This is a genomic window from Nocardia aegles (assembly GCF_052545135.1).
In genome coordinates, this window is the sequence record NZ_JBQWRI010000001.1 from 313,057 (window position 1) to 334,888 (window position 21,832).

Annotated in this window: 18 protein-coding genes; 8 read left to right on the top strand and 10 right to left on the bottom strand. The window is 69.4% G+C overall.

All coding sequences use genetic code 11. From position 1 onward, the window contains the following. Positions 1–147 precede the first annotated feature (147 nt). From ACT89H_RS01500 to cofC, 3 genes are all read right to left on the bottom strand, one after another. On the bottom strand, positions 148–1,113 hold the full coding sequence (locus ACT89H_RS01500; protein WP_445106650.1) for an NUDIX hydrolase: 966 nt from the start codon (positions 1,111–1,113) through the stop codon (positions 148–150). Next, positions 1,110–3,281, bottom strand: a complete 2,172-nt coding sequence (locus ACT89H_RS01505) for an RNA degradosome polyphosphate kinase (RefSeq protein WP_445106651.1) — start codon at positions 3,279–3,281, stop codon at positions 1,110–1,112. Before ACT89H_RS01505 ends, ACT89H_RS01500 begins: the two co-directional genes overlap by 4 nt. A gap of 71 nt (positions 3,282–3,352) precedes the next feature. After that, the gene (cofC, locus tag ACT89H_RS01510; protein ID WP_445106652.1) at positions 3,353–4,036 is read right to left on the bottom strand and encodes a 2-phospho-L-lactate guanylyltransferase; all 684 of its coding nucleotides are present in this window, start codon (positions 4,034–4,036) and stop codon (positions 3,353–3,355) included. Positions 4,037–4,067: 31 nt separating this feature from the next. Here cofC and ACT89H_RS01515 point away from each other — a divergent pair, with 31 nt between their 5' ends. Further along, the gene (locus ACT89H_RS01515; protein ID WP_445106653.1) at positions 4,068–5,063 is read left to right on the top strand and encodes an NAD(P)H-dependent glycerol-3-phosphate dehydrogenase; all 996 of its coding nucleotides are present in this window, start codon (positions 4,068–4,070) and stop codon (positions 5,061–5,063) included. Positions 5,064–5,138: 75 nt separating this feature from the next. Continuing rightward, positions 5,139–6,242: a D-alanine--D-alanine ligase family protein gene (locus ACT89H_RS01520; protein WP_445106654.1), complete on the top strand. Its 1,104-nt coding sequence runs from the start codon at positions 5,139–5,141 to the stop codon at positions 6,240–6,242. Between the two features lie 37 nt (positions 6,243–6,279). Here ACT89H_RS01520 and ACT89H_RS01525 read toward each other — a convergent pair whose 3' ends face one another. Continuing rightward, positions 6,280–7,044, bottom strand: coding sequence for a DUF3515 domain-containing protein (locus tag ACT89H_RS01525; RefSeq protein ID WP_445106655.1), 765 nt, complete (start codon positions 7,042–7,044; stop codon positions 6,280–6,282). 140 nt (positions 7,045–7,184) lie between these two features. Between ACT89H_RS01525 and ACT89H_RS01530 the strand changes: the two genes are divergently transcribed. From ACT89H_RS01530 to ACT89H_RS01545, 4 genes are read left to right on the top strand one after another with little or no spacing between them, the layout of a single operon-like run. After that, on the top strand, positions 7,185–8,216 hold the full coding sequence (locus ACT89H_RS01530; RefSeq protein WP_445107321.1) for a thiamine-phosphate kinase: 1,032 nt from the start codon (positions 7,185–7,187) through the stop codon (positions 8,214–8,216). An 11-nt stretch (positions 8,217–8,227) separates the two neighbouring features. Continuing rightward, positions 8,228–8,911 carry a uracil-DNA glycosylase gene (locus ACT89H_RS01535; RefSeq protein ID WP_445106656.1) on the top strand — a complete coding sequence of 228 codons (684 nt, stop codon included), beginning with the start codon at positions 8,228–8,230 and terminating at the stop codon, positions 8,909–8,911. Between the two features lie 51 nt (positions 8,912–8,962). Beyond that, positions 8,963–9,202, top strand: a complete 240-nt coding sequence (locus ACT89H_RS01540) for a hypothetical protein (RefSeq protein WP_445106657.1) — start codon at positions 8,963–8,965, stop codon at positions 9,200–9,202. Between the two features lie 59 nt (positions 9,203–9,261). Next, on the top strand, positions 9,262–10,143 hold the full coding sequence (locus ACT89H_RS01545; protein ID WP_445106658.1) for an alpha/beta fold hydrolase: 882 nt from the start codon (positions 9,262–9,264) through the stop codon (positions 10,141–10,143). Here ACT89H_RS01545 and ACT89H_RS01550 read toward each other — a convergent pair. The 3 genes from ACT89H_RS01550 to rpmB all read right to left on the bottom strand — a co-directional run bounded on the left by ACT89H_RS01550 (position 10,125) and on the right by rpmB (position 11,789). Continuing rightward, complete coding sequence (locus ACT89H_RS01550) at positions 10,125–10,913, bottom strand: enoyl-CoA hydratase/isomerase family protein (protein ID WP_445106659.1); 789 nt, start codon at positions 10,911–10,913, stop codon at positions 10,125–10,127. The two genes, ACT89H_RS01545 and ACT89H_RS01550, sit on opposite strands and share 19 nt — an antisense overlap. 53 nt (positions 10,914–10,966) lie before the next feature. After that, positions 10,967–11,500, bottom strand: coding sequence for a GNAT family N-acetyltransferase (locus ACT89H_RS01555; RefSeq protein ID WP_445106660.1), 534 nt, complete (start codon positions 11,498–11,500; stop codon positions 10,967–10,969). A 97-nt stretch (positions 11,501–11,597) separates the two neighbouring features. Further along, the gene (gene rpmB / locus ACT89H_RS01560; protein ID WP_039799620.1) at positions 11,598–11,789 is read right to left on the bottom strand and encodes a 50S ribosomal protein L28; all 192 of its coding nucleotides are present in this window, start codon (positions 11,787–11,789) and stop codon (positions 11,598–11,600) included. A gap of 284 nt (positions 11,790–12,073) precedes the next feature. On the opposite strand from rpmB, the gene ACT89H_RS01565 reads away from it, so the two are divergent. Both ACT89H_RS01565 and recG read left to right on the top strand, forming a co-directional pair. After that, positions 12,074–13,888: a DAK2 domain-containing protein gene (locus ACT89H_RS01565; RefSeq protein WP_445106661.1), complete on the top strand. Its 1,815-nt coding sequence runs from the start codon at positions 12,074–12,076 to the stop codon at positions 13,886–13,888. 3 nt (positions 13,889–13,891) lie between these two features. Next, positions 13,892–16,174 (top strand): ATP-dependent DNA helicase RecG, encoded by a 2,283-nt coding sequence (recG, locus tag ACT89H_RS01570; RefSeq protein WP_445106662.1) that lies wholly within the window; start codon positions 13,892–13,894, stop codon positions 16,172–16,174. A gap of 45 nt (positions 16,175–16,219) precedes the next feature. Here the strand turns inward: recG and ACT89H_RS01575 are convergent, their stop codons facing one another. The 3 genes from ACT89H_RS01575 to metE all read right to left on the bottom strand — a co-directional run bounded on the left by ACT89H_RS01575 (position 16,220) and on the right by metE (position 21,393). Further along, positions 16,220–17,665 (bottom strand): short-chain fatty acyl-CoA regulator family protein, encoded by a 1,446-nt coding sequence (locus ACT89H_RS01575; RefSeq protein WP_445106663.1) that lies wholly within the window; start codon positions 17,663–17,665, stop codon positions 16,220–16,222. Between the two features lie 202 nt (positions 17,666–17,867). Further along, positions 17,868–18,767, bottom strand: a complete 900-nt coding sequence (locus ACT89H_RS01580; protein WP_445106664.1) for an RpnC/YadD family protein — start codon at positions 18,765–18,767, stop codon at positions 17,868–17,870. Positions 18,768–19,131: 364 nt separating this feature from the next. Further along, positions 19,132–21,393 carry a 5-methyltetrahydropteroyltriglutamate--homocysteine S-methyltransferase gene (gene metE, locus ACT89H_RS01585; RefSeq protein ID WP_445107322.1) on the bottom strand — a complete coding sequence of 754 codons (2,262 nt, stop codon included), beginning with the start codon at positions 21,391–21,393 and terminating at the stop codon, positions 19,132–19,134. Positions 21,394–21,832: the final 439 nt, after the last annotated feature.

Consider the following 21,832-nt stretch of genomic DNA (forward strand, 5'->3'; position numbering starts at 1 on the left):
GCCCCACGACTGGGCCCATTCGCCTCAACGTCGAGACGGCCCCGGGAGACACCCGGGGCCGTTTACGGCTGTTCGCCTACCGAGACTTCACGGCCGTGGCCGCCATCGGCGCCCGCCGACCCGCGCGGTGACGCGGAAGCTGCCGGGCTAATCGGACGGCACCACGTAGGCTGACAGCGATCGATCCAGATGGTCGGCGGCGACCAAGCGATGGCCGACGAACGACAGCACCCACACACTGCCCTTGCGATTGCGCGCCGACGGCAGCGCGACTCCGTCGCGTTCGGCCAGCCATCCCAGCAGATCGGGGATCACCTTGCCCTGACTGCAAACGACGCGAATCGCCTTGTCCGACACCAGGGCTCGAAAACGCTTCCGGGCCTCGTCCGGGTTTTCGGCGTACCCGGTCTCGGAAAGCAATGGCTCCTCGGTGATTTCGACGCCGAGCTTCTCCGCCAGCGGCGCCACCGACTGCACGCAACGCAGCGGGGGAGCCGAATAGACCTCAGATGCGCCGAACGCCAGGAGATTCGGCGTGAGCGCCTGTGCCTGCGCCTCGCCTTGGCGGTCCAACGGACGCTGCTCGTCGGGACCGTTGAAGCGGTCCTTGCGGCCCGCTGTGGCATGCCGGACCAACAGCAGGGTGTCGGTGCGCGCGGGCAGCCGGGTGAAGCCGCGCACCACCTGCCGGTCCATCGGATACGACAACTGGTCCATCACCCGATCCAGCGGATGCCAGCTGAGCACGTCCACCTCGGAGTTGACGGTGAACTCCCCACCCACCAGTTCGGCGGCCCAATAGTCGACCCGCTTCAGTTTGCGATGGCCGGGGATCGGATAGGTCACGTGGCCGAGGTAGCGGCCGAGCCTGCACTCCAGCCCGGTCTCCTCGCGGACCTCGCGGACCGCGGCCAGCACCGGGGTCTCACCCGGATCGAGTTTGCCCTTCGGTAGCGACCAGTCTTCGTACTTGGGGCGGTGGACGACTGCGATCTCGATGGCACCCGTGGACGACGCACGCCACAGCACCGCTCCGGCGGCGTGAATATTGGCGGTGACGCGAGGGTCCCAGAACGGGCTCCGCGCCTGTTCGAACCCCGTTTCGGCGTTCACTGCTGATCTGGCCTCCGCAGCCGCATCAAGAACTCCTGATGATCTCTGATCTTGTCCCCGTCGCCGGAGATGCCCGGCGACGCCTGCCACGTGCCGTCCGGTTGCAGCACCCAGCAGCGTGTGGTCGGCGACAGGGCCGAGTCGAAGACCTCGCCGAGTTGTTCGGTCAACCGCGGATCCTTCACCTGCGCCATCACCTCGACCCGGCGGTCCAGGTTGCGGTGCATCATGTCGGCGCTGCCGATCCAGTACTCGTCCTGTGCCTGGAAGTGCAGGACGCGGGAATGCTCCAGGAACCGGCCGAGGATGGAGCGGACCCCGATGTTCTCGCTCATGCCCGGCACACCGGGGCGCAGACCGCAGATGCCGCGCACCACGATGTCTACCGGCACGCCCGCCTGGGAGGCCCGGTACAGCGCGTCGATGACTTCCTCGTCGACGATCGCATTGGCCTTGAGCCGGATTCGGGCGTCCTTGCCCTGCGCCGCCAGCTCGGTCTCGCGCTGGACGCGCTCGATGATGCCGGAGCGCACGCTGTGCGGGGCCACGAGCAGATTGCGGTAGTTCTCTTTCCGCGAGTAGCCGGTCAGCGAATTGAACAGGTCGGTCAGGTCGGCGCCGATATCCGGTGCGGCGGTGAGCAATCCGACATCCTCGTAGAGGCGTGCGGTCTTCGGGTTGTAATTGCCGGTGCCGATGTGGCAGTAGCGCCGGATGGTCGCGCCCTCGCGGCGCACCACCAGACAGGTCTTGCAGTGGGTCTTCAGGCCGATGAGGCCGTACACCACGTGCACGCCGGCCTGTTCCAGCGCGCGGGCCCACTTGATGTTGGCCTGCTCGTCGAAGCGCGCCTTGATCTCCACCAGGGCGACCACCTGCTTGCCCGCCTCGGCGGCGTCGATGAGCGCGTTGACGATCGGGGAGTCACCGGAGGTGCGGTAGAGCGTCTGCTTGATGGCGAGCACCTGCGGGTCGGCGGCGGCCTGCTCGATGAACCGCTGCACGCTCGTGGAGAACGAGTCGTACGGATGGTGCACCAGCACATCGCCCTCGCGCAGCGCGGCGAAGACGTTGCGCGGCGTCTCGCGCTCGCCGAACGCGGGCGGGGTCGCGGGGACGTACGGAGTGTCCTTCAGATTCGGCCGGTCGACGCCGTACACCTGCCAGAGGCAGGACAGGTCGAGCAGGCCGGGCACCTGGATGACGTCGCCGGGATCGACGTCCAGCTCGCGCAAGAGCAGATCGAGCATGTGCTCGGTCATGTCGTCGGACACCTCTAGTCGCACCGGCGAACCGAACCGCCGCCGGGCCAACTCCCGCTCCAGCGCTTGGAGCAGGTCCTCGTCGCGATCCTCGTCGACCTCGAAATCCGCGTTGCGGGTGATGCGGAACGAGTGGTGCTCGACCACCTCCATACCGGGGAACAGCAGGTCCAGGTGCGCGGCGATGAGCGCTTCCATCGGCAGGAACGCCGCGATCGGGGAGCCGGTTTCGGTGCGACGCACGCGGACGAACCGGTCGACGTTGTCGGGCACCTTGACGCGGGCGAAGTGCTCGCCGCCGGTCGAGGAATCCTTCACCGTCACCGCGAGGTTGAGGCTCAGTCCGCTGATGTAGGGGAAAGGGTGCGCGGGATCCACCGCGAGCGGGGTGAGCACCGGGAAGACCTGATCCTGGAAGTAGCCGGACAGGCGCCGACGTTCGTCCTCGTCCAGGTCACCCCAGTCGATGATCGCGATGCCCTCGGCGGTGAGCGCGGGCAGCACGCTGTCGAGGAAGACGCGGGCATGGCGCACGGCGATCTCCTGCGTGCGCGCGGCGATCAACTCCAGTTGCTCGCTGGGGGAGCGGCCGTCGGCCGAGCGCACCAGCAGGCCGGTCTCGGCGCGGCGTTTCAGTCCGGCCACCCGCACCATGTAGAACTCGTCGAGATTCGACGCGAAGATCGCCAGGAACTTCGCACGCTCCAGCAACGGCAGCGACGCGTCCTCGGCGAGGGCGAGCACGCGGGCATTGAAGTCCAGCCAGCTCAACTCGCGATTGAGGTAGCGATCGCGTGGCAACCGGGTCGCCGACGAGTCGGCGGTCAGGGGTGTCGCAGCCGGGGGCGGCGTGGGTAGCAACGGCTGCTGCTTGACGGTTTCCGTATCGCTCACGCCACCGATCATCCCTTACCGGACAGGTCGTGCGCATCCCGCGAGCGGGATCGGGCTGTGTCTCCCGACACCATGGCGACCGGCTAGCACACGTGTGGAACAGGTTCGTGAACGCCGCCCGGCCAGCCGATGTCGTGCAGGACTGCGCGCGTCGCGTTCCCCGCCCCGAGGGCCACCGCGCGGTCCAGGTCGGCGGCGGTGTCGACATCCAGACGCAACCCCGGCCAGTCGCCGATGAGATCGACCGCGCCCGCGTCGATATGGCTGCGTGCCGACCCGGAGCCGAAGCGCGGATCGAGCGCGGCGACGGGGTCGCGGACCACGAGCGCGACGGTGCCACTGCCCTCGTGATCGATCACGATCGAACGCAGCCCGCGTGGGGCGGCGGCGAGCATGTCCGACAGTTCTTCCGGTCGCATCGCGGGCAGATCGGCCTGCAGCGCGAGCAGATCGATCGGTCCGTGCCTGCCGCGCAGGGCGGCCGCGGTGGCGGCGAGCGCGTTGTTCAGCCCGTCGGCGTGCGGCTGCGGCGGTTCCGGATGGACTTCCGCGCCCAGTGCGCGGGCCAGGTCCGCGACGGCGGGATCGGGCGTGACCACGGTGACCGACACGACCTCGGTGACCGCCGCGGTGGCGGTCACGGTGTCGGCGAGCATCGCCAGCACCAGGCGCGCCCGGTATTCCGGGCGCAGCCGGTCGGCCAGTCGGCTCTTGGCCTGATCGAGGCTCTTGACCGCGATCACGGCATGCACGGCGTGCGGGCGCATGCGGGCAATCCTTCCATGGCATATTGGGCTGATGACGAGGGCGGCAGTGCTGGGCGCGGGATCGTGGGGCACCGCGTTCGCGAAGGTCTTGGCGGACGCGGGAACCGAGGTCACGATCTGGGCCCGTCGGCCCGAGGTCGCCGCGACGCTGGCCTCCGAACATCGCAATCCCGATTACCTGTCGGATATTCCGCTGCCGCCGGTCGCGGCCACGCACGATCCGGCGGTGGCGCTGGACGGAGCCGACATCGTCGTGCTGGCGGTGCCGTCGCAGTCGCTGCGATCCAACCTCGCGGACTGGAAGGGGTTGATCCCGGACGATGCCACGCTGCTGAGCCTGGCGAAAGGCATCGAGACGGGGACGCTGCTGCGGATGAGCCAGGTGATCGAGGAGGTCACCGGGGCTGATCCGAGCCGGATCGCGGTGCTGTCGGGACCGAACCTGGCGCGTGAGATCGCGGTGGGCCAGCCGGCCGCGACCGTGGTCGCCTGTTCGGACAACGATCGCGCCGTCGCGGTGCAGCACGCCTGCGCGACCGGTTACTTCCGGCCCTACACCAACCTCGACGTGGTCGGCTGCGAGATCGGCGGCGCGTGCAAGAACGTCATCGCGCTCGCCTGTGGCATCGCGGCGGGAATGGGCCTCGGCGACAACTCGATCGCGAGCCTGATCACCCGCGGTCTCGCCGAGATCATCCGGCTCGGGGTGGCACTCGGAGCGGAGCCGGTGACGCTGGCGGGCCTGGCCGGAGTCGGAGACCTGGTCGCCACCTGCACCTCCCCGCTGTCGCGCAACCGGTCGTTCGGTCACGTGCTCGGCGCGGGCGGTTCCATGGAGGCCGCCCAGTCGGCCACGCATGGCCAAGTCGCCGAGGGGGTGAAGTCCTGCACATCGGTGCGCGCCCTGGCCGAACGGCACGGCGTCGAGATGCCGCTGACCACGGCGGTGCATCAGGTCTGTCACGAAGGGCTCTCCGTGCGCGAAGCCGTCGGCAACCTGCTCGGGCGGCGGATGAAGCCGGAGTGATCCCGGTCCACCGGGTGCGGGTGTCCGGGACGGTCAGCGGTGGGAGTGCGTACCGAAACGGGTACGGTTCGGAGCATGACGAACCGGATCAGGGTGGCTGTGGTGTTCGGCGGGCGCAGCAACGAGCACGCCGTGTCCTGCGTATCGGCCGGCAGCGTGCTGCGCCACCTGGATCCGCAGAAGTACCAGGTCGTGCCGATCGGCATCACCGCGGAGGGCCGCTGGGTGCTCGGCGGTCCGGACGTGGCCGCACTCGGTATCCACGATCGTGCCCTGCCGTCGGTGGACGCCACCGGTACGGCACTGACCCTGGCCGCGGACCCGAGCCGCTCCGGGGAACTGATCGCGCTCGACGATCCCGGCGTCGCGCTCGGTTCTGTCGACGTGGTGTTCCCGATCCTGCACGGGCCCTTCGGTGAGGACGGCACCTTGCAGGGGATGCTGGAACTCGCCGGAATTCCTTACGTCGGCCCCGGCGTGCTGGCCAGCGCGGCGGGCATGGACAAGGAGTTCACCAAGAAATTGCTCGCGGCCGAGGGCTTGCCGATCGGCACCCAGGTGGTACTGCGGCCCGGCACCGAGACGGTCACCGAGGCGGACCGGCTGCGCCTCGGCCTGCCGGTGTTCGTCAAACCGGCCCGCGGCGGATCGTCGATCGGCATCACCCGGGTCACCGACTGGAACGAACTGGACGCGGCCATCGCCGCGGCGCGTGCGCACGACCCGAAGGTGATCGTCGAAGCGGGCATCGTCGGGCGCGAAGTGGAGTGCGGGGTGCTGGAATTCCCGGACGGCCGGGTCGCGGCGAGCGTGGTCGCGGAGATCCGGATGCCGGACAGCGATGTCACCGCGAACGGGCCCGCGTTCTACGACTTCGATACGAAGTACCTCGACGACGTCTGTGAATTCGACGTTCCCGCGAAACTGGACGACGAGGTGTCCGACCGGATCCGGGAATTGGCCGTGCGCGCCTTCCAGGCCCTCGACTGCCAGGGTCTGGCGCGGGTCGATTTCTTCGTCACCGAGCAGGGGCCGGTGATCAACGAGATCAACACGATGCCGGGATTCACCGCCATCTCCATGTACCCGCGTATGTGGGAGGCCACCGGCATCGACTATGCCGTGCTGGTCTCCACGCTCATCGAAACCGCGCTCGTCCGCGGCACCGGTCTGCGTTAGTACTGGTCTGCGTTAGTACCGGGCGCATTCGCGGCACTCAGTTGGGCAGCGGTCCCGGGTCGATCGGCTGGGCCGGCAGGGTGGCGGTGATGGTGTCGGAGACTTCTTGCAGCGGCGTCGGACCCGAGCCGTCGGGGACGGTGAGGGCGACGTAGGTTCCCCGGTCGACGGCGAACCAGGTGCTCGCCGCGGCGGCCTGATCACGGACCTCGAACCACTGCACGCCGTTCACGATCTGCAGCGGCGAGGCGCGGTTGAATTCCAGCGGGCGATCCAGTCCACAGCGCAGCACGATCGCGTCGCCGCCTTCGGCGCGCTGCCATGCGCGAGTGGCCGGTGGAGCGGGCTCCACCAGGGTCGATTTCGTGAACTCACCCAGGTTCGCGGGTAAGGCGGGAAGCAGGGCGGAACAGGCCGGGCCCTCCGCCGCGGGTGCGGGGACCGGGCCGAGCGCCAGCGGTTCGCGCTCGACGGGCGCGTGGCGCGCGAGTACGGCGGCGACGAGCACCGCGACGACCAGTACGACCGGAAGCGCCACGGCGGTCGCGATGAGCGCGGGCGGGTACTGATGCGCCGACGCCCGGCTGTCCGGCGCGCCGGCATCGGCAGCCGTTTCCGCTCTCGCACTGTCCTCGCCTTTCGCCGAGGAGGGAGTGGTCCGCGCGTTCGAGGCGGCGGCCGCTCGGCGATCGTCTGCACTGCCGGGCGCTGGGGGCTGCTCCGGGGCGCTCCCGCGGTTCGTGGCATCGGTGCGTTCGCGTTCGGGCTCCGCCGAATCGCGGTCCGACGAATCCGCCGCCATGCTCACCGATCCTCTCTTCGTCGCGCGTCGGCGTGGGTCGCTCCCGCGCCGCTGGGCACGGGGCCGGTTGCTGCTCGAGTGCCACCGAAAGGGTACCGTCGGGCTCATTCCAGCAAGCGGCGCGCCGGAAAGGATCGGTCATCAGCGCGAGCAGGGCCCCGAGAACAGTGCGTGAACTGGGCGAGTTCGCGCTGATCGAGCGCATCAACGCGGGTCGGGTACAGGCGCCGGGTGTGCTGCTCGGTCCCGGCGACGACGCGGCGCTGGTCGCGGCGCCGGACGGCCGGTTCGTGGTGACCACCGACATGCTCGTGCAGGGCCGCCACTTCCGGCTGGACTGGTCCAGCCCCGAGGACGTCGGCCGCAAGGCGATCGCGCAGAACGCCGCCGACGTGGTGGCCATGGGGGCGACGCCGACCGCGTTCGTCGTCGCGCTCGGCTGCCCGGCCGATACCCCGCTCGAGGTGATCGACGGACTCGCGGACGGCATGTGGGCCGAGGCTGCCAGGGCGGGCGCGTCCATCGCGGGCGGCGACCTGGTCCGCAGCCGCGAACTCGTCGTCTCCGTCACGGCCTTCGGCGATCCGGGCCGCGGTGCGCCGGTCACCAGAGCGGGCGCGCGGGTGGGCGATGTCGTCGCGGTGGCGGGCCGCCTCGGCTGGTCGGCCGCGGGACTGGCCGCCTTCACCGCCGGAACGACCGGACCCGAGTTCGCGGAAGCGCTTGCCGCGCATCGTGTCCCGCAGCCGCCGTACGCGCTCGTGCTCGACGCACTTGGCCCCGAGCGCCGCGAAAGTTCGATCGGTGCGCGCGAGCTCGGCCTGCACGCGCTGACCGATGTGTCCGACGGGTTGCTCGCGGATCTGGGGCATATCGCGTCGGCCTCGGGGGTGGCCATCGATCTGGATTCGGCCGCCCTGCGCGACCCGGCGCTGGAACCCATCGCCGCCCGGCTGGATGCCGATGCGGCGCAATGGATCCTGACCGGCGGCGAGGACCATGCCTTCGCGGGCACCTGGGCGCCGGGCACCGCGCTGCCCCCCGGATGGGTCGCGATCGGGCGGGTCGCCGCCGGTCGCGGGCTCACCGTTGACGGCGTCGCGCAGACCGGCGAGGGCGGGTGGGAATCGTTCCGTGGGGCGGACTCGTCAGCCGACGGCCGACCACGCTAAGTTGTGCGGTCATGGGCGCGAAACCACTGTCGGAGATCATGGATCCGGGATGGGCGAAGGCACTCGAGCCGGTGGCGGATCGGATTACCGCCATGGGCGATTTCCTTCGTGCCGAGAATGCCGCGGGCCGTGGCTATCTACCGTCCGGTGAGAACGTCCTGCGGGCCTTCCAGCGTCCGTTCGACGCGGTGCACGTGCTGATCGTCGGCCAGGATCCGTATCCGACGCCCGGCCACCCGATGGGGTTGAGTTTCTCTGTGGCGCCCGATGTTTCGCCGATCCCACGCAGTCTGGCCAACATTTTCGCCGAATACAGCAAGGATCTCGGCCACCCGACGCCGTCCTGCGGTGATCTGAGCCCGTGGTCGGACCAGGGTGTGCTGATGCTGAACCGAGTGCTCACCGTGTCACCCGGCAAGCCCGCCTCGCACCGCGGCAAGGGGTGGGAGGCGGTCACCGATCAGGCGATCCGCGCCTTGGTCGCCAGGGACGAGCCGTTGGTAGCGATCCTGTGGGGCCGCGACGCGGCGACCCTTAAGCCACTGCTGACCGAAGCCGAGGTGCCCTACATCGAGTCCGCGCACCCGTCGCCGCTGTCGGCGTCGCGTGGGTTCTTCGGTTCCCGCCCCTTCTCACGAGTGAACGAACTGCTCGACGAACTGGGGGCCGAACCGGTTGACTGGCGCCTGCCCTGAGTGGGGCGTCTGTGTGTGATCGACCGAGTCAACGAGTGAGGAGCTGTTTCCATGCACAACAACACCGTCCGGGGCGCGCTGCGCGGCACGACCGCGACCCTGGCCTTCTGCGCCGCTCTCAGCAGCGGCGCCGCCGTCGCGAGCGCGGCTCCGCTGCGGCTCGAGCCCGCCACGGAGACCACCACGACCCCGGTCGCCGAGGAATACACCTCCAGCGGCTCCTCCACCCTCTCCGCGTCGGTGAACGCCAAGATCGCGTGCCTGTTCTTCGTGGGTAATCTCGGCTGCTGAACACTGGAAACGCCGGGTTCACGCCGGCGCGTCCCGGCGCTTGTGCGATCCTACGGATCGTGAGTAACGCGAACTATCTTCTCGAACCGTCCCGGCTCCGGCTGCGCGGTTCGGGCGGAATCGAGCTGGCCGCCGATCAGTTCGGCCCGGTCGACGGCCCGCTCGTCGTCTTCCTGCACGGTGGCGGGCAAACTCGCCATTCGTGGAAGAAGACCGGCGCTCGGCTCGGCGCCTCGGGCATGCGGGTGGTCACGGTCGACGCCCGCGGGCACGGCGAGAGCGAGTGGGCGCCGGATCGCGACTATCGCCACCAGACCATGGTCGATGACCTGCTGCTTGTGCTCGAACAGCTGGGTGAGCCCGCGGTAGTCGTCGGAGCCAGCATGGGGGGAATCACCGGTCTGCTCGCCACCACGCGGCCGGGCGGAGCGGCGATCAGCGCGCTGGTGCTCGTCGACATCGTGACCCGGCCCGAGCCGGACGGCATCGCCCGGGTGGTCGACTTCCTCGGCAAGCATCGCGACGGCTTCGACAGCCTCGAACAGGCGGCCGACGCGGTCGCCGAATACCTGCCGCACCGGCCCCGGCCGAAGAGCCCGGCGGGACTGCTGCGCAATCTGCGCGAGCGCGACGGTCGCTGGTACTGGCATTGGGATCCGGACATGCTCAGTGATCGGGTCGAGGACCCGTCGGCGATGATCGAGTCGATGGAGGACGCGGCGCGAGCGCTGCGCATCCCGGTGCTGCTGGTGCGCGGCATGCGCTCGGACGTGGTGAGCGCCGAAGGCGCCGAAGCGTTCCAGCGGCTGGTGCCGCACGCCCAGTTGGTGGAGATCGGCGGCGCCGCGCACACCGCGGCCGGTGACGACAACGACTCCTTCACCGACGCGGTGGCGAAATTCGTGCTCTCACCAGGGAGTGATCAGGCGAGCCCGGCGTAGTCGGGTTTGCGCTTCGCGACGAACGCGTCGACGCCCTCGCGTCCCGCCGCGGAGCCGGCGGCCGCGGCGATCCCGTCGCGCTCGCTGTCGAGCTGATCGCTCAGGGTCGCGGACTCCGACTGCCGCAACAGCGTTTTGATCCTCGCGTGGGTCGAACGCGGTCCGGTGGCGAGGGTGCGCGCGAGGCGCTGCGCCTCCGCGGCGATCTCGCCGTCGGGAACGAGTTTGCTCAGCAGGCCGAGGCGCACCGCCTCGTCTGCGTCCAGGACGGCGTCGGTGAGCAGGATTTCGCGCGCCCGCGCTCGCCCCACGATCCGCGGCAGCGTCCAGGACATGCCCCCGTCGGGGCTCAGCCCGATACCGGGATATGCCGGGCGCAGTTTGGTGCCGGGGCCGCCCAGGGCTATATCGGCCAGGCAGACCAGGCTCATGCCCGCGCCCGCGGCCCAGCCCCGCACCGCCGCCACCACCGGCACCGTGGTCTCGTCCAGAGCGCGGACGAAATCGTGCAGACCGGAAGCCAGACCGTGAATGTGCGCGGAGCGGTCCTGTGCCGCGGCGAAGCCGCGCACGTCGCCTCCCACACAGAAGTTCGCGCCGGTGCCCCGCAGCAGTACCGCACCCACCTCGGATCCGAGCGAACCGAGTGCGGCGGTGCCTGCGTTGATGCCCGCGAAGTCCATGGCCGTGCCGTTGGCGGACGTGGCGATGGTGATCTGAAGGACGCCCTCGACGGTCGTCACATACCCGGCTTGCTCGCTGGTGGTCATGATCTGCACCTTAGCGGCCTGGGCCGGGCGCATTCGGGTCGATGGTCCGCGCATCAATCGAGCGAGCGCGCGGGGCGCTCACCCGCGTGCATCGTCGGCGTACGCACCATGCGCACCTCCATCGCAGCGGTGAACGCCTCGACTTTGCGTGTGCCGTCGAGCACGAAACCATGCCGCCGGTAGAACGCCTGGGCGCGCGCGTTCTGCTCGAACACCCACAGTGAACACGGAGCGGCCGGATCGAGCGCGGCGCGAATCAGGTCGTCGGCGACCCCGCTGCCGTGCCAGGGGGAACGGACGTAGAGGGCGTGCAGTTCGAGCGGAGTCACCGCGTCCGTGCCGCCCGGCGGGCCCGCGCTGGAGAACCCGATCACCACGTCCTCGACGATCGCGATGTGCGTGCGGCCCGGATAGCGCACGCGGTCGCGCTCCCACTGCTCGGCTCGCCGCTCGATGTCGAAGGCGTCGAGCACGTGCGCGGGCACCAGTCCCCGGTACGCTTCGCGCCAGCAGGCGATGTGGCATTCGGCGAGGCTGCGGACGTATTCGGCGGTCAGCGGCTGGACCCGCCACGGATGCTCGGTCACGGCGACCATGCTCGGCCCGCACTCATGACGACGCCCCGGACCACCCGATGCGGGTGCCGGGGCGTGTGCCGACGATGCCGGTCAGCCGGACGGCGGATCAGCCGCGGGCGACCTTGCCCGCCTTCAGGCAGGAGGTGCACACGTTCATGCGGCGGGTGTTTCCCGGGGCGACCTGCGCGCGAACGGTCTGGATGTTCGGGTTCCAACGACGGTTGGTGCGCCGGTGCGAGTGCGAGACCGACTTCCCGAAGCCGGGGCCCTTGGCGCAGACGTCGCAGACGGCAGCCATAGTCGCGAACTCCTTCATGTCAATGGTGGGGACCGTCGCCTTCGCGGGGCGACTCGTCCTCGTGCAATGTCAAGTGCCCGGTCGGCGGAGAGCCGACCAGCGCAGACCGGTGACGGCCGCGCGAGGCAACCCTGCAAGGGTAGCTGTGCCGACTCCGATCCACCAAACCGGTCCCCACGAGTGAGTGCCGGATCGGTCGCCGGGCATATCCATTCTAATGGCGCGGTCTTGCCGGTTGCCTGTCGGGACCGCCCGCTAACCTGGCGGGCGGTGGTGGTGTGCGGGTGGCGGAAGGGAGCGAGGTGACGGTGTCCGGAGCGCGAGATGTGCTGGATAGCGCGGCGTTGCTGCGCTGGGGCCGTACCTGTCTCGCCGGCTTGGAGCATCGGCGCGAGGAGATCAACGCGCTCAATGTCTTTCCGGTACCCGACGCCGACACCGGCACCAATCTGCTGGCCACCATGCGCGCCGCGGTGGAAGCGGGGGAAGAGGCCGCGCGGGCGAACGGGGTCGGGAGCGCCGCCGTCGCCGTCGCCGTCGCGATGGCGCACGGTGCGACGGTCGGCGCCCGCGGCAATTCCGGGATCATCCTGTCCCAGGTGCTGCGCGGCGTCGCGGACACGATGCACGGCGGTCCGTTCGCGGCCGACAGCCTGCGCGCCGCGCTGGCCAGGGCATCCGCACTGGTGCGCGAGGCGCTGAGCGTGCCGATCGAAGGGACGATCCTCACCGTGCTGGACTGCGCGACCGCTGCGGCCGCGGGATGCCCCGACCAGGAGCTGGCGGACGTGGCACTGGCGGCGGCCGACGGCGCGGCCAAAGCGCTCGGCGACACACCGTTCCAATTGGGTGTGCTGCGTCGTGCCGGAGTCGTCGACGCGGGAGCCCGCGGGTTGGTCGTGCTGCTGGACAGCTTGGTCGCCGTGACCCGCGGGGAGACGCCGAGGCGGCCGGAGTACCCGCGGCCCGCGGCGGCCGCGCGTTCGGCGCCCGCCCGCGAGGCCGAACCGCAGTACGAGGTGATGTATCTGCTGGCGGACTCCGACGAGCGGAAAGTGGCCGCGCTGCGCGCTCGTCTCGGGGAACTCGGCGACTCGGTCGTCGTCGTCGGCGACGGGGGCGGATGCTGGTCGGCGCACGTGCACTGTGCCGATGCGGGTGCGGCGGTGGAGGCGGGCATCGCGGCGGGCAGGCTCAGCCGAATCCGGGTCGAGAACGTCATTTTCACGTCGCACCGGGACCTGTCCGACGTGTCGAGAGGTCTCGGCGCGGCCGATCGCGCCACGCGTGCGGCCCCGGTGGCCTCCGGCGAACCCTCCGACAATGGTGCGTCCAGGGCCGGGCGTGCCCTGATCGACCGCAGCGCGGGATCCGTTCCGGCCGCCGATTCGCCTCGCGTGGTGGCCGGGACGTTCGGCCGAAGCGTTCCGGCCGCCACGCCCCCGGCCGATCGCGGGGTCCTCGCAGTGGTCGCGGGCGCGGGCGCGGCGACTCTGTTCGAGAACGCGGGCGCTGTGGTGCTGGCGGACGAACCGGTGACCGCGGCCACGCTGCTGGCCGCGATCCGGCGCATGCCGAACCGCGAGGTGCTGGTGCTGCCCAACGGTGCGCTGCCCGCACATGAACTCGTCGCCGTCGGTGTCGCGGCCCGGGACGCCCATCGGGACGTGCTGCTGTTGCCGAGCGCGTCGATGGTTCAGGGACTGGCCGCCTTGGCCGTGCACGACCGCGGACGCATCGCGGTGGACGACGCCTTCGCCATGTCGGAGGCGGCCGCGACCACGCGTTGGGGATCGCTGCGCGCGGCGACCGAACGCGCGCTCACCATGGTCGGCACGTGCGAACCGGGCGATGGGCTCGGCCTGGCCGGGCACGACGTCGTCGTGATCGAGCGCGATGTGCGCACCGCCGGGCGGACGCTGCTGGACCGGCTGCTCGCCTTCGGCGGCGAACTGGTCACCCTGCTGATGGGCGCGGCGGCGCCGGACGGACTCGGCGGCGAATTGGCGGCGCATATCGCGCAGCACTTCCCAGGTGTCGAGGTGATCGTGTATTCCGGTGGGCAGCAAGGTGATTCGGTGCAGATCGGAGTGGAATAGGGCATGGCGACACTGAGCGATCGGCTCGACCACATCCTCGGCGCGAAGGCCGCGGCCTCGCTCGCGGACGCCTTCGGCATGCACACCGTCGAGGATCTGCTGCGCCATTACCCCCTGCGGTACGCGACGCAGGGGCAGCCGCTCACCGAGGAAGCGCCCGAGGACGGTTCGCACATCACCGTCATCGGACGGATCACGAAGGCCGAACTGCGGCCGATGCGCAACCGCCGCGGATCGCTGCTGAAGGTGGTGCTCGACACCGGCTCCGGTCGCGGCGTCGACGTCACCTTCTTCAACGGCGACAAGGTGAAGTACGTGGTGCGCGAAGGTCTGCGCGCGATGATGTCGGGCACCGTGAACTACTGGCGCCCCGGCCAGTGGAACCTCAGCCATCCCGGCTACTTGATCCTGCCGGAAACCGAGGGCGACGACGACTCGGTCGGCGCGCTGACCAAGGTGCGCGGCGGCGGCGACCTGCGTGGCCTCGCGCAGAGCGCGAAAGGCGACGGGGGAGTGGACACCTCGTTCCTGGAGCGCGAGTTCATCCCGGTCTATCCGGCGACCGCGAAGGTGCAGAGCTGGGACGTGCTCGCCTGCGTGCGCCAGGTACTCGACCAGCTCGATCCGCTCGACGATCCGCTGCCGGAAGACGTGCGCGGCGAACGCGCGCTGCCGAACCTGTCCGACGCGTTGCGCCTGATCCACCTGCCCGAGCGCAAGGACGACATCGATCGGGCCAAGGATCGACTGCGGTTCGACGAGGCGCTGGCCTTGCAGTTGGTGCTGGCCGAGCGCAGGCATGAGGTGTCCGGGCGCCGAGCACGCGCCTGCGCGCCCCGAGCGGGCGGTATCGCCGCGGCGTTCGACCAGCGCTTGCCCTTCGAACTCACCGCGGGACAGCAGCAGGTCGTGGCCGAGATCTCCGCCGACTTGGCCAACGAGCAGCCGATGCACCGGTTGCTGCAAGGTGAGGTGGGCTCCGGCAAGACGATCGTCGCTCTGCACGCCATGCTGCAGGTGGTGGACGCGGGACTGCAGTGCGCGCTGCTCGCGCCGACGGAGGTGCTCGCCGCGCAGCACTATCGGTCGCTGCGCGGCATGCTCGGCGACCTGGGCGCCGCGGGCGAGCTGGGCGCGGCCGATCACGCCACCCGGGTGGTGCTGGTGACCGGGTCGATGTCGGCGGCGGCCAAGAAGGCGGCGCTGCTGGAAGCGGTGACCGGCGAGGCGGGCATCGTGATCGGGACGCACGCGCTGATCCAGGACAACGTCGAGTTCTTCGACCTCGGCATGGTCGTGGTCGACGAACAGCACCGCTTCGGCGTCGAGCAGCGGGACGCACTGCGCGTCAAGGCGAAAGCGGGGACCAGTCCACATCTGCTGGTGATGACCGCGACCCCGATCCCGCGCACCATCGCCATGACCACGCTCGGCGATCTGGAGACCTCCACACTGACCGAACTGCCGAAAGGCCGCTCGCCGATCGTCTCCAAGGTGGTACCGCGCCGGCAGCATCCGAATTGGGTGGATCGCGCCTGGGAGCGGATCGTGGAGGAGGTCGCCGCCGGACGCCAGGCGTACGTGGTGTGTTCGCGCATCGGCGACGACGAGGAGACCGCGGGCAGGTCCCGCAACGGGCGCGCGAAGAACGGCGACGGTGCGAAGGACGGCCCGACCACCCAGGCCGTGCTCGACGTTTTCGAGATGCTGCGCACGGGCCCGCTGTCCGGCGTGCGGGTCGGCCTGCTGCACGGCAGACTCCCCGCCGACGAGAAAGACCAGGTGATGCGAGCCTTCAATGACGGATCGGTGGACGTGCTGGTGTGCACCACCGTGGTCGAAGTCGGCGTGGACGTGCCCAACGCGACGGTGATGGTGATCGTCGACGCCGACCGGTTCGGCGTCAGCCAATTGCATCAGCTGCGCGGCCGGATCGGCCGGGGCGAGCACCCCGGGTTGTGCCTGCTGGTCACGGATGCCGCGCCGGGCGGGTCGGCCATGGCGCGGCTGGACGCGGTCGCCGCCACCACCGACGGTTTCGAACTCGCGGTACTCGATCTGCGGACCCGCCGTGAGGGCGACGTGCTCGGCGCCGCCCAGTCCGGCACGGCCCGCTCGCTGCGGCTGCTGTCACTGCTGGACGATCTCGAGGTCATCACCGCCGCGCAGGAATTCGCCCGAGCGGTGGTGGCCTCCGACCCGGGGCTGCGCAGGCATCCCGGGCTGGCGCGGATGATGCACGCCGCGGTGGACGCCGAGCGGCTGGAGTACCTGGCCAAGTCCTGATCGTCGCTCGGATCGCCGCGGTGTCGCTTGCCGGAATGGGAGCCGTCAGTGCCCGAGCCGGGGGTAGGGCAGGTCGGTGCTGGTATGTTCGGCGACCCCCAAGGGGCTGCCGATGTGCGGGAAGGCGCGCTGCGCGCAGGCGGGACGCTCACACACTTTGCAACCCGCGCCGATCGGGATCGAGGCCGCCGGGTCGTCCAGTTGCAACCCTGCCGAGTACACCAAGCGGTCGGCGTATTCGATATCGCAGCCGAGGCCGATGGCGAAGTTCTTCGTCGCGGTGCCGAATCCGTGCGGGGCGATCGCCGCGGTGCGCGCTATCCACAGATACCGGCGGCCGTCGGGCATCTCGGCCACCTGGGTCAGAATCCGGCCGGGATGGGAGAAGGCCTCGTGCACCACCCACAGCGGGCAACTGCCGCCGACCCGGGAGAAGTGGAATGCGGTGGCGGACTGACGTTTGGAGATGTTGCCCGCCCGGTCGGTGCGGACGAAGAAGAACGGAACGCCACGCCGGCCCTGCCGTTGCAGGGTGCTCAGCCGATGGCAGATGGTCTCGAACCCGACCTCGAAACGCAGGCCGAGCAGGTCGATGTCGTAGCGCAGTTCCTCGGCCGAGCGCAGGAATCGTCCGTAGGGCAACACCAGCGCGCCCGCGAAGTAATGGGCCAGTCCGATTCGCGCCAGCGTGCGGGATTCGCCGCTGAGCGAGGGACTCTCGGCCAGCACGGCATCCAGCTCGGCCCCGTACAACAGAAGGCCGAGCGTGGTGGCGATCTGGAAGGCGCGCTGGCCTGGCCGTAACCGGCGAGCGAGCGTGAGCGTACGGGTCTCCGGCTCGTAGTGTCGTTTGGGGACGGTGGGGTCGGCGCCGTCGCCGCGCACCAGAACGGTGACTCCGGCGCGCTCCTCGGCGATGCGGGCGAGCTGGCGATCCAGGGAGCCGATGGTCAGCCCGGAATTCTCGAACAGTTGCTCGGCGGCGATGTCGAGTTGTGGAATGTGATTGTGGTGGTCGTAGAAGAAGTCGCGCACGTCCTCGTAGGGCATCGGCACCCCGGGTGCGCCTGCGGGCGCGGACACCCGTGCGGACAGCAGGTCGAGCTGATCGGTGGCGGCGCGCAGTCGGCGATGCATCGCGACGACGATTCTCGCGACCTCCGGTTGGCGGGTCGCCAGCTCCTCGACCTCCGTCAGGGGAGCGGCGTGCCCGCCCGCGGCGTCGACCAGCACGTCGTGCAGGTCCGAAACGAGCCGCGCGTCCGAGTCGGCGGCGAAGAACTGGACGTCGAGGTCGAAGGTCGAATTCAGTTTCAGCAGTACGGGAATGGTGAGTGGGCGCTGATCGCGCTCGAGCTGATTGAGGTAGCTCGGCGACAGATCCAGTGATTTCGCCAGAGCCGCCTGGGTCATCCTCCGTTCTTCACGCAATCGCCGCAGCCGGGCGCCCGCATACATCTTGCGCACGTGCACGATGGTAGCTGCGATCATTCGCAATCATCGCAGTAACGCGCGTTGGGACTCCCGAAAATATGCTTCTGTGAGGTGTCCAGGAATGTATTCGATCTGCGTAGCGTGCGAAGAGAGGTTTGCCGCCGTGTTGTGGAGAATGCGTCGAATCGCCGTCACCACTTGGCGCGACTACTTCGGCATGGCCGCCATGAACCGCGCCTTCGGACTGTAGGGGCGAGACTCAGCCGAACAGATCGTTCTCGGATTCGGCCGTGGCGGCCTTGCGCGTCCAGGATTCGAGCCGGTCGAGATCGGTGCACTCGGTGATCTCGGCCCGGGTCTTCGCCGCGATGTCGATCCCCCGCGCTTCCAGCACGAGGAAGAGGGCTCGCACCGCTTCTTCGGTGCGTCCTTGGGTCCGTCCTTCGGTCCGTCCTTCGTCGCGTCCTTGCGCCACGTACTTGCGGGCGAAGTCGCTCTGATACTCGTACTTGAAGGTCGACGTCATGAGTTCCTCCAGTCGATGCCGGGCCGTCTTCGACAGTGCTGCGACAACAAGGTCATAGTACATTTTCGCCCGCTCGTCATCCGTGCTCTGCAATCCGGCGAGAAGCGCCTCGAACACGCGATCGGCATCTGGGCCGTCCGCGTGCGCGAGCGTGGAGAGGACGGCTCGTTCCGGTAGCGCCCGAGCGTCGTCGAGATCGGTGACGGCGGGTACCACGTCCGGTCCGAGGACCAGCGGGCGGAGCACGAGGCCGGGGTGACCGAGCTCGATCGGCTTGCGACACCACGCGGCCACCTGAGCGTCCGGTGTGACGACCATCAGGAAGACCGGGCACTGCAACCGGGCTCGCAGAGTGCTGACGTAGACGGGCCAAGCCCACCGCCGGGAACGGTCACGACCGAGCTGTACTTCCAGCACGATGCCGACAACCGCGATTCCTGCCGAGTCGGTGCAGACCAAGGCGACATCGCCCCGGAATTCGTTCGGCCCGACGTCCGTGTAATCGGATGATCCCGTGCGCGCCTCCGCGTACGCGGGTAGGGAGATGCCGAACGCGTCGGTGAGCAGACCGGCCGCCAGGCTCGGCCGCGACCGGAACATCTCTACGAGCACCTCGTGCTGCTGGGTCGGCATGGGATGAAAACTACCTGGGTACAGCGAGATTCGGGTTTGCGAAGTGAATTTTCGAAAGATGTGGAACCGAATCGCAGGCGGGCACGTCGAAAGTAGGCAAGAGGGGAAAGACGGTGTCGTAGTCGACTTGTGCGGAGGGGTAGCCGATGGAGCGTTGTTCCGGATGTCATACGGCGTGGCGGCGGGGGATGCGTGCGCGGGCGCGGGAGTTACCGGTGACGCGGCGGGAAGAACCGTGTGATCGGTACACCCTACGACGGCGGCAGCCGCCCCGGCCGGAGCCGGAATCCGACTGAGGCCGTCGGTGGATTCGGGTGCCCCCTCGACAGGCGAGGGGGCACCGATCACCGATCGGCGGGCGGGGTCACCGCACGGCTGCCGCCGCGGCGACCATGTTGCGGAGCGATGCTTCCACCTCGGCGCGGCCCCTGGTCTTCAACCCGCAGTCGGGATTCACCCAGAGACGTTCGGCCGGAACGGCTTTCAGTGCCGCACGGAGCGATGTGATGATCTCGTCGACACTCGGCACCCGAGGAGAGTGGATGTCGTACACACCGGGGCCGACGCCGAGGTCGAATCCCGCCGCGTTGAGGTCGTCGAGTACCTCCATGCGGGAGCGTGCCGCCTCGATGGACGTGACATCGGCGTCCAGCCCGGCGATCGCGTCGATCACCTCGCCGAACTCCGAGTAGCACAGGTGCGTATGGATCTGCGTCGCATCGGACACCCCGGAGGTCGCGAGCCGAAACGACCGTACCGACCATTCCAGATACCTCGGCTGATCGGCCGTGCGCAGCGGAAGAAGTTCCCGTAAGGCGGGCTCGTCGACCTGGATGATCCGGATCCCGGCCGACTCCAGGTCCACGGTCTCCTCCCGGATCGCCAGCGCCACTTGGCGGGCGGACTCACTCAACGGTTGGTCGTCGCGCACGAACGACCACGCCAGAATGGTCACCGGGCCGGTCAGCATGCCCTTCACCGGCTTGTCGGTGAGCGACTGCGCGTAGCCGATCCATTCGACGGTCATCGGCTCGCGCCGCGCGACGTCGCCGAACAGGATCGGCGGCCGCACGCAGCGGGTTCCGTAGGACTGCACCCAGCCGTGCTCGGTCGCGGCGAACCCGTCGAGTTGCTCGGCGAAGTACTGCACCATGTCGTTGCGTTCCGGCTCGCCGTGCACCAGCACGTCCAATCCGAGTTCCTCCTGGAGCGCGATGACGTCCGCGATCTCGGCGCGCATCCGCCGCACGTATTCCGCGCGATCGATCTCGCCCTTGCGCAGCGCGGCGCGGGCCAGCCGGATGGCCGAGGTCTGCGGGTAGGAACCGATCGTCGTGGTCGGCAGTGCGGGCAGCCGCAATCGGTCCCGTTGCAGTTCCCGGCGCTGTTCGGCGGGCGCGCGACGGGTGGCGTCCGGCCCCAGCGCGGCCAGCGCCGCGCGCACCCGCGGATTGTTCAGCCGCGGGTCCGACCTCCGCGACGCCAGCGCCGCGCGCACCTCGGCCAACTCGGCGGCGATCGCCTCAGCGCCCTGGCTCAGCCCGGTCGCGAGCAGGCGAACCTCGGCCACTTTCTCCGCGCCGAACGCCAGCCAGGACCGCAGCCGCTCGTCCGGTCCGGTCTCCGCGGCCAAAGAGTACGGCACGTGCAGCAGCGAGCACGATGTCGAAACGACCACGTGCGCAGTGGATTCCAGCAGCGTCCCGAGGGTGGCCAAGGCGCGGTCGAGATCGGTCCGCCACACATTGCGGCCGTCCACGATCCCCGCGACGAGCACTGTGCCCGCCGGCACGGTCACCGCGGCGACGTCGGCGCCCGCGGTGAAGTCGAGGGCGACACCGTCTATGCCGGTGCTCGCCAGCGCCGCCAGAGCCGCATCCGGCTGCCCGAAGTAGGTCGCGATGAGTATCTTCGGCCGCTCGGCGGCGTCGGCGAGTTCCTCGTAGGTGACCTGCACCAGGCCGATCTCCTCCGCGGTGAGGTCGGTGACCAGCACCGGCTCGTCGATCTGCACCCACCCGGCACCGGCGACGGCGAGCCTGCGCAGCAGCTCCCGATACAGCGGCAGCAGTTCGATCAGCCGTGCCAGCGCCGAGCCCCCGGTCGCTTTCGCCAGCTTCAGGAAGGTGATCGGCCCGATCACCACCGGTCGCGCGGGCACGCCCAGCTCGAGCGCTTCCCGCAATTGCGCCAGCAACTTTTCCGGATGCAGCGAGAAGGCGGTCTGTGGCTCGATTTCGGGCACCAGGTAGTGGTAGTTCGTGTCGAACCACTTGGTCATCTCCAAGGGTTCGACCGTGTCGGTGCCGCGCGCGGCGGCGAAATACCGTTCCAGCGGGTCCGCGATCCCGGCGACCCGGGGCGGCAACGCGCCCAGCAACTCGGCGGTGTCGAGCATCTGGTCGTAGTAGGAGAATGTGCCGACCGGGATGGAGTCCAGGCCTGCGGCTCGTAATTCGGTGAGTTGAGCGTGCCGGAGGTCGCGTGCCACGGCGTGCAACTGGTCGGCGTCGATCTTGCCTGCCCAATAGGCTTCGGTGGCCCGCTTCAGTTCGCGCCGTGGCCCCACTCGTGGAAGCCCGAGAACCGTCGCGGTGAACGGCTTTTGCTGTGCAACAGTCACAATGTTTCTCCATTGCCGAGGACGAAAGCCATCGCCATACGGGTTCCCGCTCACCCGCCGTGACGTCGACGCACCGGCGGGCTCGACTCCGTCGCGCGACGTCGGGGCTCCATCTCGTCGTGCTGCGGTGAACCAGCTGCATGCTCAGCATAAGACGCGGCGAAACGAGCACTCTGCGAGGGATGTCACACCAGCATGTGGTCGAAGCGCTCGTCGCGTGCCGATTGCGCACCTGTTTTCCGTTCCGGCTATCGGCCGGGTCGCCCATGCGGACCCGGATCGGCTCTAGCGGCAATCCGGCGCGGGCCATCCTGGATCGGCCTTCGCGAACTCGTCGTATGGGCCGGTTCGCCTGGTCCGGGGCTGCGGACCGGCCCCAGCCGAGCGCGGCTCGATGCCGGGCTCGGCCATCGGACGGCTGCTCGGCGGTCTCCGTCGCCGG